The sequence below is a fragment of the Archangium violaceum Cb vi76 genome (genome assembly GCF_000733295.1).
Classification (GTDB): domain Bacteria; phylum Myxococcota; class Myxococcia; order Myxococcales; family Myxococcaceae; genus Archangium; species Archangium violaceum.
In genome coordinates this window covers 1-12,952 of record NZ_JPMI01000291.1, presented here as the reverse complement: position 1 = coordinate 12,952, position 12,952 = coordinate 1, and the positions used below count along the sequence as shown (strand labels likewise).

The window sequence follows — 12,952 nt, the reverse complement described above, 5'->3', positions numbered from 1 at the left end:
CATGAGCGCTTATGGGAAGGTGATGTCTGGAATGTTGATGGCGCGAGGCCCTGCCTCCCACAGGCGCAGCGTGACGTTGCCTTGCGGCTCTCCTCGCAGGGCCGGCGCCTCCACCACCACCCGAGCTGTCTTGCCTGGCGGAATCGTCGTGGCCTCCCAGGAGAGCCCTTCCATCGGCACGCCGTTCACGGACAGAGCGGCCCCAACAACCGTCCACGGCGTCGTGCCAGCGTTCTCCAACCAAACATCCAGCGCGACGGTCGTGTTCGAGCGGTAGCTCGCTCCGCGCCTCACGGTGAGCTCGCTTTCCGCGTAGCCTATCGGGCTCTGGAGAAATTCGCGGGACTGGATGGCCTCTCGCCCCAATGCTCGGCTGATGATGAGCCGCCGGAGTGCACTGGACCGATTGAGAATGGCCTCTGCTCGCGCAAGTGCCTCGCGCAGTTGCGCCGTCCTGGCACGCTCCTGGAGCAATTCCCGCCGAAGGGATTCCCGAGTGCGCTCGTCGCGGGACACCTCCACCTGGTGCGTCGCCTGCCCCGAATGGCCCACCAGCATCAACGTGATGCCGCTCGAGGAAGGCTCCCCCTCGAAGTGCACCGTGAGCCGCAGCCGTTCCCCCGCGACCATGTCTGGCGGCGGCATCAACGTGAGGAGCCGACGGTCACGGAGGACCTGCTCGAAGCGAACCTCGTCCTGCAGTTCCACGATCGCGGGAGCGTCGAAGCGCAGGTTCGTTGCCAGGCCAGGGCTGACACAGATCTCCCGGGCCCCTACCGGGGCGGCCAGCTCAACACGCTCCACGGTCTCACACGCCCCGGCGCCAGGCGGTGTCCGCGGTGAACCCTGGAGCAGCACGAAGACCAGGAGCGATGGGGACGGTAGTAGCACGGTACGAAGCCTCCAGATGAAGATCTGATCACTCGAAGCGGCGGACCGGAACGACGCTCACGGAGGAGAAGATGAGCGCCACATCGCCCTTGCTGCCGGGCTCCTTCGGAAGGCCCAGGTCCGCATTCCGCACCATCTCGAGACAGATCGGCAGCACCTCTCCAGTCGGGAGACGCACCTGGGTGAAGCGTGCATAGACTCGGTCCTTCCCGAAGAAGACGCGTCCGGTGAAAAGCGATTCATCAGGGAGCGTCCCCCAGTCACCGATGCTCTCGGTGGTGATGGGCCCTTCGCGCACCGGGTGAACCCCAATCTTGTCGAAGGGCGGGAACGCGGCCCCGTGCCACCCGAACATGTCGAAGCGCTTGTGAGTCTCGGCAGCTCCAGGAGGACACTCCGCCGGAGGGGGCGGGCGCGACTGCGGCCCACTGACGCAGCCGGGTGAGCCGGCAACACAACCGGCGGCAACCAGGGTACGGATCGTCTTCTTCATCTTGGGCTCCTCACTGCTCGTCGCGGCGGCGACAGGCGCGGGCGGGAGTGCCGCGCCGGGCACAACTTCCGTCTTCTTGGCCGGGGCCACGACTTCCTGGCCGGAGGTGCCCCGGGGCGTTGCGGAAGAGGTGGGTGACGCCTTGCGTGGGGTGAGCCCGGTTACAAGCAGCAGGAGGGCCACGGTGAGAACGAGCCCGCCAGCAACCCACCACCACCGGGGCCACTGGCGTCGGGGCTCTCCCGGAGCGGGGGATGGGGAACTCTTTTCCTGGCCGCTTCTCGGAAACATCGGCGTGCGCCAGGAGGAGTCCGCCTCGGTGCACACCACCACCAGGTCCTCCGCGAGTGCCTTCGCATCCGGGTAGCGGTCCTCGAGCTTCTTCTCCAACAGCCCCATGCACACGTCGCTCAAGACCTGGGGCACACGCGGGTTGAGCTCATGCGGGGAAGGCGGCGTCTCCTCGAGGATGGCCCGATTCAACCCGGGGTTGCTCCGGTCTCCGAAGGGGAGCGTGCGCGTCAGCAAGCCGTAGATGACGACCCCCATGGCCCACAGGTCATCTCCCGGTGAGAAGGGGTAGTGCTCCCCCTCCCACTGCTTCGCGAAGCGCAACACCTCGGGGCTGCGGTACTCGGCGGTGCCCGGTGGTAGCCGCATCGTCAGACGGAGTGCCCCCTCCTTGAGGCCCGCCGCGCCAAAGTCCACCAGCACCGGTTGCCCGTCCGACTCGCGCACGACGATGTTGGCCTCCTTGATGTCGCGGTGCACCACGCCCGAGGCATGTACATCCGCCAGCGTGAGCGCCAGGGGCAACAACACCCGCATCACCAGCTCGAGCGCGGAGGGATTCTCCTCTGCCGCCCAGACGTCGAGCGTGCGGCCCTCGACGAGCTCCAGGGCCAGGACGAGGAAGCGCGGCTCCTCCTCGGGCCAGAGGCCATAGCCGTGGAAGGTCACCACGTTGGGGTGCCGCACCAGGCGCAGCGCGGCGGCTTCCCGGTCACCTCGAGGGTGGATGGCCACCAGCTTGACGGCGTAGGGATTCCCGCTCCGCCTCGCGCGGTACACGGTGCCGAAGCTGCCGGAGGCGATCGTCCCCTCGATGGTGAAGCCAGCCACCTCCGTGCCAGGGGGGAGCTCAGGCACCGCCCCCCACAACTGACCGTCTTCGTCCAGCATGTCGCGTCCCTCCGCAAGCGGCGGACGCTACCAGAGAGAGGAGTGGGCGGGCCCTGACCTCTGGGGTTGGGCATGGGATGGGGGAGGTTCGGCTTCAGGACGACTCGGTGAGGGCGAGCACCACTCGCCCCGTGCCCACGTCGACGGGTTGCGACACCGTCCTGCCCGACGCGCTCGTGGCCTTCACCGTGTAACGCCCGGCCGCCGGCAGGTACGTGTGGAACACTCCGGACTCCGGGTGCGCCGTGAAGCGCTCCCCGTTCGGCCAGCTCATCTCCTCCACCGCCACCGTGACCGGCCCCTCCTCCCGGAAGGACTCCGGCACCCTCACCGTGAGCGCCGGTCCATCCAGGAAGCGATCCATCAACACCTGCCAGAAGCCTCGCGCTCCCTCCACCATCGGCGCGAGCGGCCGCTTCGGCCCCGGTGACACGAACGGCAACTCCACCAGGTACGCCAGCGTCCCGAAGCTCCAGTAGAACCAGTCCTGATCCGTCCCCGCCACCGGATAGAGGTGACGCACCGCCTCGTAACGCCTGCCTCTTGGCAACGGCGCCACCGCGTCGATCATCCCCGGCGCCACCGCCCACGCCGCCGAGGGCTTGGGCTCGCGGGCTCCTTCCACCGTGTATGGCACGAGCAGCCGGCTCGCCGCCGCGTGGTACGACACCATCGCGACGAAGCGCCACGCCTCGCCCAGCTTCATCATCGCCCGCACCTCGGGCTCCGAGCCCGCCGCCGGCCCTCGATAGAACGGGGTGCGCGGATCCTGGCTGTTGAAACGGTCCTCCACGCTCCCCCACTGGAAGGGGTAGTTGCGGTTGAGATCCACGCCGTACTCGAACAGCCCCAGCTCCACCGCCTGCTCGTCCTTGTACCGGTTGGTGCGCCCGCGCTCGGTGGACACGTGCCAGTACCCGTGGCTCCCATCGGGATTCACCAGCGGAACGATGACCACATGGAAGGTGCGCAACCAGCGTGCGACCCGAGGGTCCTTCGCGTTGTCCAACAGCCAGCGGGCCGCGTCGAGCGGCAGCTCGGGCGTCACCACCTCGTTGGCGTGGGTTCCGCCACACAACAGCACCGCCGGACGGGAGTGGTCATCCAACGCGTCGCCGATGAGCAACGCGAGCATCGGCCGGTCCTCGTGCGTACGGCCGATCTCGATGATGCGCGTGCGCTCCGGAGCCCGTGCGGCGAGCGCCCTCATCGCGCGCTCGATGAGCTCGGGATCCTTGATGCCCTCGACGAAGCCCTCGCGCACGGGCGCCCTGCGGGCCCGCGCCAGGCGCGCCCCGAAGGTGGCTTCCATGAACCGGTACGGAACCCCGGGATGCAGCTCGCGCACGCGGACCTGGCTCGCGCGCAGCAGGTGCACACCGAGCTCGCTCGCGATGTACACATCCGCGTCCGCCTCTCGCGCGACACGGCGCAGGTGACGGCGCACATCTGGCTCGAACTGGAAGCCCCGCTCGACACGCACGAGCCACTCGAGCGTCAGGCCATCACGTGCCGAGGCCTCCTGCGGCGGAGGATCCGGCACGAACACGGACACCCGCACGTCCGCGGCCTGATTCCGGTGCGCGTACACGCCGAGCGAGCCCCCGGCGAACGCCGCATCCGACCAGACAAGGCTCGCGAGCTCCGCCTTGGTGCGGGCGTCGTATACGTGGACCGCGAACACCGGCCCGGCGAGGAACAGCACGACCTCGAGCTCCGGCGCCTTCGCGAGTCCAGGCACCTTCGCGCGCACACCACTGTCATCCGAGCGCGTCCCGTCATAGCGCACGAACCCCACCGTCTCCTTGCGCCCATCCACGTAGAGGCCGTAACCCGTGAGCGCGAACAGGGGTTGGGTCGCGCGCACCTTCGCGCGGAAGAGGATGGCCAGATCGGCCCGGGCCGGGTTCAGGATCCTCGCGCGTACGAAGGGGGCCGGGGACGCGGCCTCTTCCTCCTGGATGAAGTAGTTGCGGAGCGCCCGCGGAGTGGTGAGCGCGAGCGCTTCGCCCTCCGCCTTCCATTCTCCGATGCTCTCCGCCGACTTCCACGCGACCGGGTGCTCACCCCGGGGGATGGGGTAGCCCGCCCCTCGCGCGAGGCCCGCGGCGAGCAGCACGGCGAGGACGAGCGCCCCACCGGACCTCAAGGACTCGCCCCCGCGACCACGGAGCGCATGGACGAGGGCACGCCGATGTAGCTCAGGAAGTCGATGTACCGATCGCGCCGGGGCGTCTTCTCCGTGTCTTCGGCGGCGGCGGTGGTGGTGGTGGCGAAGAACGCGCCCACCTGATGGCGGTCCTCCATGAAGCTCCAGACGTTCGCGTACCCCGGAAGCGCCAGGTGCTCCTGCGCATGCAGCCCGCCGTGGACGATGTAGTGCCAGTACGAGTCCGACTTGTGGAACTTGCGGGAGATCAACGTCCGGAGAATCACGCTGCGCTCGTCGAAGGGCAGCTGGCGCACGTTCTCCCGGTACTGGGGAGGCAGTTGCTTCCACTGCTCCTCGGCGTTGGACGGGTAGTAGACGCGGATGGGCACCCCCAGGGAACGGGCGGCGCGAGCAATGGACGGCAGCGCCTTGTCCGTGAGCATGTTGCCCTTGACGGCGATGATGCGCCCCTGCTCGAACAGCAGGCGCACGTAGCGGTAGTTCTCGTCCGTCTGGAGCCAGCCGAACCCCTGCGTCCAACGCGCGGGCTTCAACTGGCGCGCGTAGTTGGCCCACAACTGCCTCCGCGCGCGCTCGAACACCCCGGTGATGGCGGCGCGCTCCTCCTTCGGCAGGGACGCCCACTCCTCCTCGATGGCGGCACGCGTCGCCTTCGCCTGCTTGTCCGTGAAGGCCTCGACGAAGTCCTCGCGGGTCGGCGCCCGCTTCACCACGGCCCTCAGCACGTGGTGGAGCCGCACCACCGTCGGGTCATAGTCGAAGAGCCACGCCCACTGGCTCCGCGCATGCGCGATGTACGAGTAGCCCTGATCGGCCCCGAGCCCGACGTAGCCTCCCCCCACGTTCTTGATGGCATCGCCGAAGAGGTATTGGAGCACCTCGTTCGACTTGATGTAGCTCATGGGGTCGCGGCAATCGACGCGCGCCTTGCCCACGCGGCCACAGAGGGGAATCTCGAAGACCTCCGTGTCCTCGACGACGGCGAGCGCCTTGGCCCGCTCCTCCTCGCTCGGCGGCTTGGGGTCCGCCGGCCGGGCCAGGGGCTCCGTCATGAACCGGGGCGGCCACGCGGACAACTGGGGCTTCGTCGACGCGCAGCGGAAGCTCAGGCGATGGAGCCCGCTCGTGGGGCGCTCGCCCCGCCGCCAGGAACCGCGCAGCATCTCCTCGGGCCAGTACCAGGAGCCGCCCTTGAGCACACGCTGGGTGTAGCCCTTGCACGGACGCGCGCCATCGCACGGACCTTTCGGGTTGGCGCGCAGGCACGCCTCCCCACACGCCTTGTCGCAGCCGTTGTAGCAGGGGGTCCACCAGTCCTTCACCCACTCGTACCCGTTGCCCGCCATGTCGTAGAGGCCATAGGCGCCGGGCGGGTAGCTGCCGGGCCGCCGCGTGGCGTCTCCCGGGCAGCCCTTGTAGTTCGCCTTGTCGCACGAGGGTGCTTCATTCCCCCACGGGTATGTCTTCCCCTCGGGCCCGCGCGCGGCCTTCTCCCACTCGGCCTCCGTGGGCAACCGCTTGCCCGCGAACACGCAGTACTGGTGCGCCAGCTCCCAGGTGACCGGCACCGCGGGCAGCTCGGGCCGCTGGAAGCGCGCGTAGTACGGCGGGCGCTTCAGCTTCGGGCACGCCCCCGCTCGCTCGCACCGGTTGTAGTCGGAGATCGTCACCTCCTTCGCATCCAGGTAGAACGTCTCGACGAACACCGGGTGCCGGGGCTTCTCCGCGGCCGTGTGATCGTCGGCGCCCACGATCGCCTCGCCTCCCTCGATGCACACCATGCCGGGGGGCGGCGTCTTCTCGCACGGCACCGCCGTCACGAGCCACAACAGAACCAGTTCGAATCCCATCGCGGGCGATGCTACCCGCTGCCCTCCCCCCTCCGCGAGATCTCTTCCCCACAGGTGGGGCTCCCACCCCACTCCCGAAAGACAGACAGGGCATGCTGTATGGTTTGGCGGAAGGGCGCTCGCTCCCCCGCTCGCCGCTTGTCAGCCATTGCGCGAGGCAGATGATTTGGCCTCAAACAATGTCGAGAATAAAACAGACCCATTCCACCCTCCTGTCCTGCCTCATGGGCGTCACGTTGTTGCTCACGGGTTGCCTCGCGGCCCCCGATGAGCTGGAGCAGACGGAGCAGCCAGAACCCTTCCAGGAGTCGGACCGGGAGCTCGCCCCGGCCATCACCCTGCCCATCGAGATCCTCGGGGCCGAGGGCGTCACGAAGAGCGTGACGGTGGACTTGACGGCCCAGGACGCGCAGCAGCCCCTGCGGCTCTGGCTCCAGGTGTACAACCTGAGCTACGCGAACAAGGGCAGCGTCCGCTTCAACTCCGGCGCCTGGCTGCCCCTGAGCAACACCACGGTGACGGTCGAGGGGCTCGGGAAGAACTACGGAGGCATTGGCGGTGCCTTCTCGACGCTGAAGCTGAACCTGGGCGTTCCCGCCGGGGCGCTCGTGGCCGGATCGAACCAGATCTCCTTCCGGTTCAACACCTCGGACGGGCGCTCGATCGGCTACCGGGTGCTGAAGCTCAACCTCCTCCGGGCCGATGGGAGCCGCATCCTGCCGGACTCCCTCTTCGTGCAGGAGGACCCCAACACCTGGAAGCCCCCGCTCACGGATGCCTTCTCCATCGCCGAGGGCGAGAAGCTCTGGCGCACGCGGCAACTGGTGCGCTCCGTCAAGAACCCCACGGCCATCCGGGCCCGGTGCGCGGACTGCCACACCCAGGACGGACGGGACTTGAAGTATTTCAATTACTCGAATCTCTCCATCATCGAGCGCTCGAGGTTCCATGGCCTGAGCGAGCTGGAGGGCCAGCGGATCGCCTCGTACATCCGGAGCCTGCTCGTGGCCAACCCGGGGCGGCCGTGGAACCCGCCCTACCAACCGGGGCCGGGCCTGGACTCCAAGCCCATCGAGCACTGGGCGGCGGGAGCCGGAGTGGACGCGGTCGTGGAGCAGAACCGCGACATGTTGCGGTACATGTTCCCGGCGGGAATCACGAAGGAAGCCATCTCCACGGCGAAGAACCTCAGTGCCCGCGAGGTGCCCATCTTCTTCCAGCTTCCCGACTGGAATCACTGGCTGCCGAGCATCCATCCCAAGGACGCCTGGGGAGAAGCCTTCGTCAATGACAGACTCAACATGGCCTACAACGGCGAGGGCACCGCGACGCCCACCGAGTCCATGCGGTCGCTGGCCGCGCGGGTGAAGGCCTCCGGCTACAGCCAGTACCGCAACCTGCTCTACTACCCCATTGGCCAGTGGAACATCCGCCTCTTCGAGTTCCTCTCACCCAGGTTCCCGAGTGCCACCAACGGGCTGACCCCCGAGTACTCGCAGAAGGTCTACTCCACCGCGCTCTGGCACGTGGTGAAGACGTGGGAGCTGATGCAGGAGTTCGGTCTCGAGGACAAGGTCCGCCTGCTGTATCCCTCCTCGCGAGACACCCGGGCATGGATGGCCAACAGCACCTTCGATACCTCGCCGAACATGCTCAAGCTTCCAGCCAACAACACGGGCATCAAGGACAACAGCCCGTTCATGTTCACCTATTTCTCCATGGGCTGGTACCACCTCTCGCTCGTCCTCTTCAATGGCAACCATTCGGATGGAGCGGACCGCACCTCCCAGCGGCCCATCGACTGGGGTTATGTCCCCGGCGCCATCAAGGGGCTGAGCCGGACTCCCGGCGGCACCACACCCGTCCAGGGGTTGGTCGCGCTCTACCTGGCCAAGGGGATGCAGACCGCGGACAACACGCTCAAGCCCAACGCGCCCTATGGGGCCGGATGGAGCCCGAGGACCTCGGGCGACCTGAGCCGCTTCGTCGTGACCGATCTCATGCCGGGCTGGACCGACATCACCAACACGGAGCGCACGGCCATCCTGCAGGTCTTCCTGTCCACCTGGTGGGACAAGACCCGCCAGTACAGCGTCTCGGACTGGTGGAATGGGGGCGGCGCGACCAGGACCGAGGTCATCAACGGCTTCCACGACGGCACCCTGGGCAACCGGCTCTACTTCATGCTGCCGCGGTTCAAGTACCACGGGGTGGACCCCACGCTCGTCAACACGATCGCGGACTGGGCCCGAACCGTCTGGCCCCAGGGGGATTGGGCAAGGGTCAAGAACGCCACCTGTGCACCTTATGGACCCTACATCCAGTGCACCAGCGACGTGACCTGAGGCAGGGGGGATCTCCCTCCGCCCGGGAAAGTGGTAGGAGTCGGCCGCCATGAGTGAACCGACCGTCCCCGCGGGCCCGCGCCGCGCCACGCTGGCCTTCATCTTCGTCACCGTCCTGCTCGACATCCTGGCCATGGGGATGATCATCCCCGTGCTGCCGAAGATCGTCGTCTCCATGCTGGGCGGGGATACCGCGCGGGCGGCGGGCATCTTCGGCGTGTTCTCCACGGCCTGGGCGCTGATGCAGTTCATCTTCTCGCCCGTGCTCGGCGCCGTCTCGGACCGCTATGGCCGGCGGCCGGTGATCCTCCTGTCCAACTTCGGGCTGGGGCTCGACTACATCCTCATGGCGCTGGCGCCGACGCTGGGCTGGCTGTTCGCGGGCCGGGTCCTCTCGGGCATCACCTCGGCGAGCATCAGCACGGCCAGCGCCTACATCGCGGACGTGACGCCGCCGGAGAAGCGCGCGGCCAGCTTCGGACTGATCGGCGCCGCGTTCGGCGTGGGCTTCGTCCTGGGGCCCGCGCTCGGCGGCGTGTTGGGCGGCGTGGATCCGCGCCTGCCCTTCTGGGTGTCCGCGGGATTGAGCCTGACCAACGCGATGTACGGCCTGTTCGTCCTGCCGGAGTCGCTGCCACCCGAGCGGCGCAAGGCCTTCGAGTGGCGGCGCGCCAACCCGGTGGGCGCGTTGAAGCTGCTGCGCTCGAACGCCGAGGTGCTCCGGCTGTCGAGCGTCAACTTCCTCTATCAGCTCGCCCACGTCGCACTGCCCAGCGTGTTCGTGCTGTACGCGAGCTACCGCTTCGGCTGGGACGAGCGCACCATCGGGCTCACCATGGCGGGCGTGGGTCTCAGCTCCGGGCTCGTCCAGGGAGCCCTGGTGCGGCCCACGGTGAAGAAGCTCGGGGAGCGGCGCGCCCTGATGCTGGGGCTGTTCTTCGGCGCGTTGGGGTTCATCATCTACGGCCTGGCCCCCACCGGTTTCGTGTTCTGGCTCGGCGTGCCGGTGATGGCGCTGTGGGGGCTCACCAGCCCCGCGGCCCAGGGGTTGATGACCCGGCGCATCAGCCCCTCGGAGCAGGGCCGGTTCCAGGGCGCGCTCTCGAGCATCATGGGCATCGCGGGGATGGTGGGCCCCGCCATGTTCACCCAGACGCTCGCGTACTTCATCGGCCCGGGGCTCGGCTGGAACCTGCCCGGTGCCCCCTTCCTGCTCGCCGCGCTGCTGCTGGTGTGCGCGATCGGCCTGGCCGGCTGGGCCACGAGCCCGCGCGAGCAGGCCGCCGCGGTTCCGACCCCCGCCCCCTGAGGCCTGCTCGCCAGGCGCGGCTTCGTGCCCCGGCCTGGGCCGAGTCGGCCCGCTTCAGCGAATGAGGGCTCGGTCTCCAGGGCCCTTCGGGGTGTCCTCCTCGTCCGGCGGTGCATCCTGGACTCGCGGGCCGGCGGACTCGTCCAGCCAGGCAGGCTCCTCCTGCTCCGCGGTGAAGGGTGTAGGCGCGAGCCGCACCAGGGCGAAGTCGTCCATGATGGCGAACCCCACTGCGCGCAGTGCCAGCCCCACGCTCAGGTGCGTGGCCCCCGCGGGCAGCGGCGGTGTCACCCATTCGCCGAGAACATAGGTCGTGGGGCTCCTGGGCAGGTCCGGCCCCGCGGCCCAGGTGGTGATCCAGGTGCCCATGGCAGTGCGGTAGGCGGCAACGAAGGCGGCGCGCGAGTCGGTCTTGTACCAGGCGGATACCCGGTAGGAGCGCCCGGGCGTCGCGACGGGTGCGCACGCACCGGAGTCCTGGGACACCACCAGCCTCCGGTCCCCACTGGTGTAGCTGGAGATGCGCGGCCGCTGAGCCCAACCGCCGGTGTGCGCATCCGTCGTCCGCAGCCAGCCTCCCGAGGTGGTGCCGCGATTCTGTCGCGTCCAGCAGTCGGGCACGTTGTCTCCATTGCTGTCCGCCTCGAGCGAGGGGTTGGGCAGCGGGATGACCACGACCGGAGTGCCAGCATCCGTGCCCGCGTCGGGGACACCGGCATCGGGGACACCGGCATCGGCTCCAGCGTCCGGTGTCCCCGCGTCCGGTGTCCCCGCGTCCGGTGCCCCCGCGTCCGGTGTCCCCGCGTCGAACGGAAACGTCCCGCCATCGCTCCACAGGGGGGGTCTCACCGGCCCACCGACGACATCGTGCGTGGTCATCACGAAGGTGCCTCGAGAGGTGCGCAGCGCGAGCCAGGAGAGGAGCTCGTCCAGCCGTGTCTCGGGAATGTCGTAGTCGTCGGAGCAGGAGGCCGAGCCCGGGCAGATCCCATGCATGGAGATCATCATCCAGCCGCCACCCGCGGCCTCGACCTGGAGCACCAGGCTCTGCAAATCCGCGAGCGTCCAATCACTCTTCACGGAGGTGGGGGTGCGGATGAGGAACGGATCCGCGGGCGGGATCGTCTCCGCGACTGGACAGCTGGAGCAGCCATCCGGGTTGCGGATGCCGCCCACGGCGCGTGCGTTGTTGAAGTTGCACTCGATGACGAGTTGCCGGGCCGTGAGCGAGTCCGAGCTGAAGGGATACGCGAACGAGGTCACGGGAAAGCCCAGGCTCATCAGGGTGGCACGGTCGTCGCAGATCTCCCTGCGCGCCACCTCGATGGGTACCGTATCCAGGTCCGTGTGGTTGAAGGTGTGGCTTCCAATCTCATGGCCCGCCGCCGCGAGCGCGCGCATCTGCTCCAGGGAGAGGTAGCCACTGCGGTCAATGCGGCCACTGCTCATGTAGAAGGTGGCCCGCATCCCGTATCGATTGAAGATCTCCCCCACCTGGGCCTGATTGCTGACGGAGTCCGCGAAGGAGAAGGTGACGATCGTCGAGCCAGGGGGAATGACGGCCGGGCCGGGCGCCAGATCATCCTGGCCCAGCCCGGGAGAATCGTCTCCCGGTGGGGCGGAACTCCAGACGCAGGCCCCGAAGAGCAGGCCCGCGAGCGCGACCACGGACAGGACACGGCGACCGCGCCACAACGAAGAAGGAGGGAGTGGATGCATGGGGCGAACAATGTCTGCGCTCCACTCGACTTCCGGCCATGACCCGAGGGTCCGGACTCATTGCATTCCACCCACCATTTTCTCCAACCGTGGGGCGCGACTCCCCGTGTGCCCCTGCGTCTGGAAATGCCTTCCGCGCTCCCAGGCGCCTGGGGTTTGGTTTCCCTTGCTCATGTCTCGTGCAGGACGCGGCCTTCCATGCCGCCGGCCACGGTGACGACCTCGCCCGTCACGTGGCCGGAGATGCGGTCGGAGGCCAGCGTCACCACCACGCGCGCCACGTCCTCGGGACGGCCCACCTTGCGCAGCGGCATGGTGCGCGTCACCCGGTTGATGAACGCCGGGTTCTCCAGCTTGTCCTTGTGGCGATCCACCGCCGTCCACCCCGGGCACACCGTGTTCACCCGGCCCAGCGGCGCGATGCGGGTGATCTCGTTCTTCAGGCTCTTGAGGAACCCGCTCGCCAGCGCGCCCTTCGCCGCCGCGTAGTCCGAGTGCCCCGCCTCCCCGAACAGCCCCGCCGTCGAGGCGATGATGATGATGTTCCCCGTCCCCGTCTTCTCCACGTGGCGCAGGAAGGCGCGGCAGCTCAGGAAGACGCTGTCCAGGTTCTCCGCCAGCGTCCGCCGCCACCGCTCCAGCGACATCTGCCACACGCCCTCGTCCGGCGGCGGCCACACGCCCGCGTTCGCCACCAGCACGTCCAGCCGGCCCAGCTCCTTCACCGCCGCCGGCACCATCGCGTCCACGTCCGCCTCGGACGTCAGGTCCGCTCGCACCGCAGTACCGCCCAGCTCCTTCGCCAGCGCCCGCGCCTTGTCCTCGCTCCGGTGGTAGTGCACCGCCACCTTCGCCCCCTCCTCCGCGAAGGCCCGCACCACCGCGCTCCCGATTCCCCCCGCCCCACCCGTGACGAGCACTCCCTTGCCTCGAAGATCCGTGTCCATGGGGCTGCCCTCTAGCAGAGGGAGAGGGGGGGGCGTCCAGACA

8 protein-coding genes are annotated in these 12,952 nt (G+C 68.5%); 2 read left to right on the top strand and 6 right to left on the bottom strand.

Annotated elements, in window-relative coordinates:
• Positions 1-9: 9 nt before the first annotated feature.
• The 4 genes from Q664_RS39770 to Q664_RS53280 form a co-directional block, all read right to left on the bottom strand.
• Entirely contained in the window at positions 10-858 is an 849-nt protein-coding gene (locus Q664_RS39770; RefSeq protein WP_268811440.1) for a DUF2381 family protein, read from the bottom strand.
• 61 nt (positions 859-919) lie between these two features.
• On the bottom strand, positions 920-2,566 hold the full coding sequence (locus tag Q664_RS39765) for a serine/threonine protein kinase (protein ID WP_043408536.1): 1,647 nt from the start codon (positions 2,564-2,566) through the stop codon (positions 920-922).
• Between the two features lie 94 nt (positions 2,567-2,660).
• Entirely contained in the window at positions 2,661-4,715 is a 2,055-nt protein-coding gene (locus tag Q664_RS39760) for a M14 family metallopeptidase (protein WP_152622606.1), read from the bottom strand.
• Positions 4,712-6,589 carry an LIC_10091 family protein gene (locus Q664_RS53280; RefSeq protein ID WP_052519242.1) on the bottom strand — a complete coding sequence of 626 codons (1,878 nt, stop codon included), beginning with the start codon at positions 6,587-6,589 and terminating at the stop codon, positions 4,712-4,714. The genes Q664_RS39760 and Q664_RS53280 overlap by 4 nt, the downstream gene beginning before the upstream one ends.
• A gap of 224 nt (positions 6,590-6,813) precedes the next feature.
• Between Q664_RS53280 and Q664_RS39750 the strand changes: the two genes are divergently transcribed.
• Together Q664_RS39750 and Q664_RS39745 are read left to right on the top strand one after the other, a co-directional pair.
• On the top strand, positions 6,814-8,934 hold the full coding sequence (locus Q664_RS39750; protein ID WP_043408530.1) for a hypothetical protein: 2,121 nt from the start codon (positions 6,814-6,816) through the stop codon (positions 8,932-8,934).
• 49 nt (positions 8,935-8,983) lie between these two features.
• Positions 8,984-10,243 carry a TCR/Tet family MFS transporter gene (locus Q664_RS39745; protein WP_043408527.1) on the top strand — a complete coding sequence of 420 codons (1,260 nt, stop codon included), beginning with the start codon at positions 8,984-8,986 and terminating at the stop codon, positions 10,241-10,243.
• A 54-nt stretch (positions 10,244-10,297) separates the two neighbouring features.
• Here the strand turns inward: Q664_RS39745 and Q664_RS62410 are convergent, their stop codons facing one another.
• Both Q664_RS62410 and Q664_RS39735 read right to left on the bottom strand, forming a co-directional pair.
• Positions 10,298-11,962 carry a polysaccharide deacetylase family protein gene (locus tag Q664_RS62410; protein ID WP_084610727.1) on the bottom strand — a complete coding sequence of 555 codons (1,665 nt, stop codon included), beginning with the start codon at positions 11,960-11,962 and terminating at the stop codon, positions 10,298-10,300.
• A 170-nt stretch (positions 11,963-12,132) separates the two neighbouring features.
• Positions 12,133-12,909 (bottom strand): SDR family NAD(P)-dependent oxidoreductase, encoded by a 777-nt coding sequence (locus Q664_RS39735; protein ID WP_043408525.1) that lies wholly within the window; start codon positions 12,907-12,909, stop codon positions 12,133-12,135.
• Between the last annotated feature and the right edge of the window lie 43 nt (positions 12,910-12,952).

Excerpts from the sequence above, each read along its gene's own strand:
- Q664_RS39765 (WP_043408536.1), bottom strand. The coding sequence starts at position 2,566 with ATGCTGGACGAAGACGGTCAGTTGTGGGGGGCGGTGCCTGAGCTCCCC.
- Q664_RS53280 (WP_052519242.1), bottom strand. The coding sequence starts at position 6,589 with ATGGGATTCGAACTGGTTCTGTTGTGGCTCGTGACGGCGGTGCCGTGC.
- Q664_RS39735 (WP_043408525.1), bottom strand. The coding sequence starts at position 12,909 with ATGGACACGGATCTTCGAGGCAAGGGAGTGCTCGTCACGGGTGGGGCG.
- Q664_RS39745 (WP_043408527.1), top strand. The coding sequence starts at position 8,984 with ATGAGTGAACCGACCGTCCCCGCGGGCCCGCGCCGCGCCACGCTGGCC.
- Q664_RS62410 (WP_084610727.1), bottom strand. The coding sequence starts at position 11,962 with ATGCATCCACTCCCTCCTTCTTCGTTGTGGCGCGGTCGCCGTGTCCTG.
- Q664_RS39750 (WP_043408530.1), top strand. The coding sequence starts at position 6,814 with ATGGGCGTCACGTTGTTGCTCACGGGTTGCCTCGCGGCCCCCGATGAG.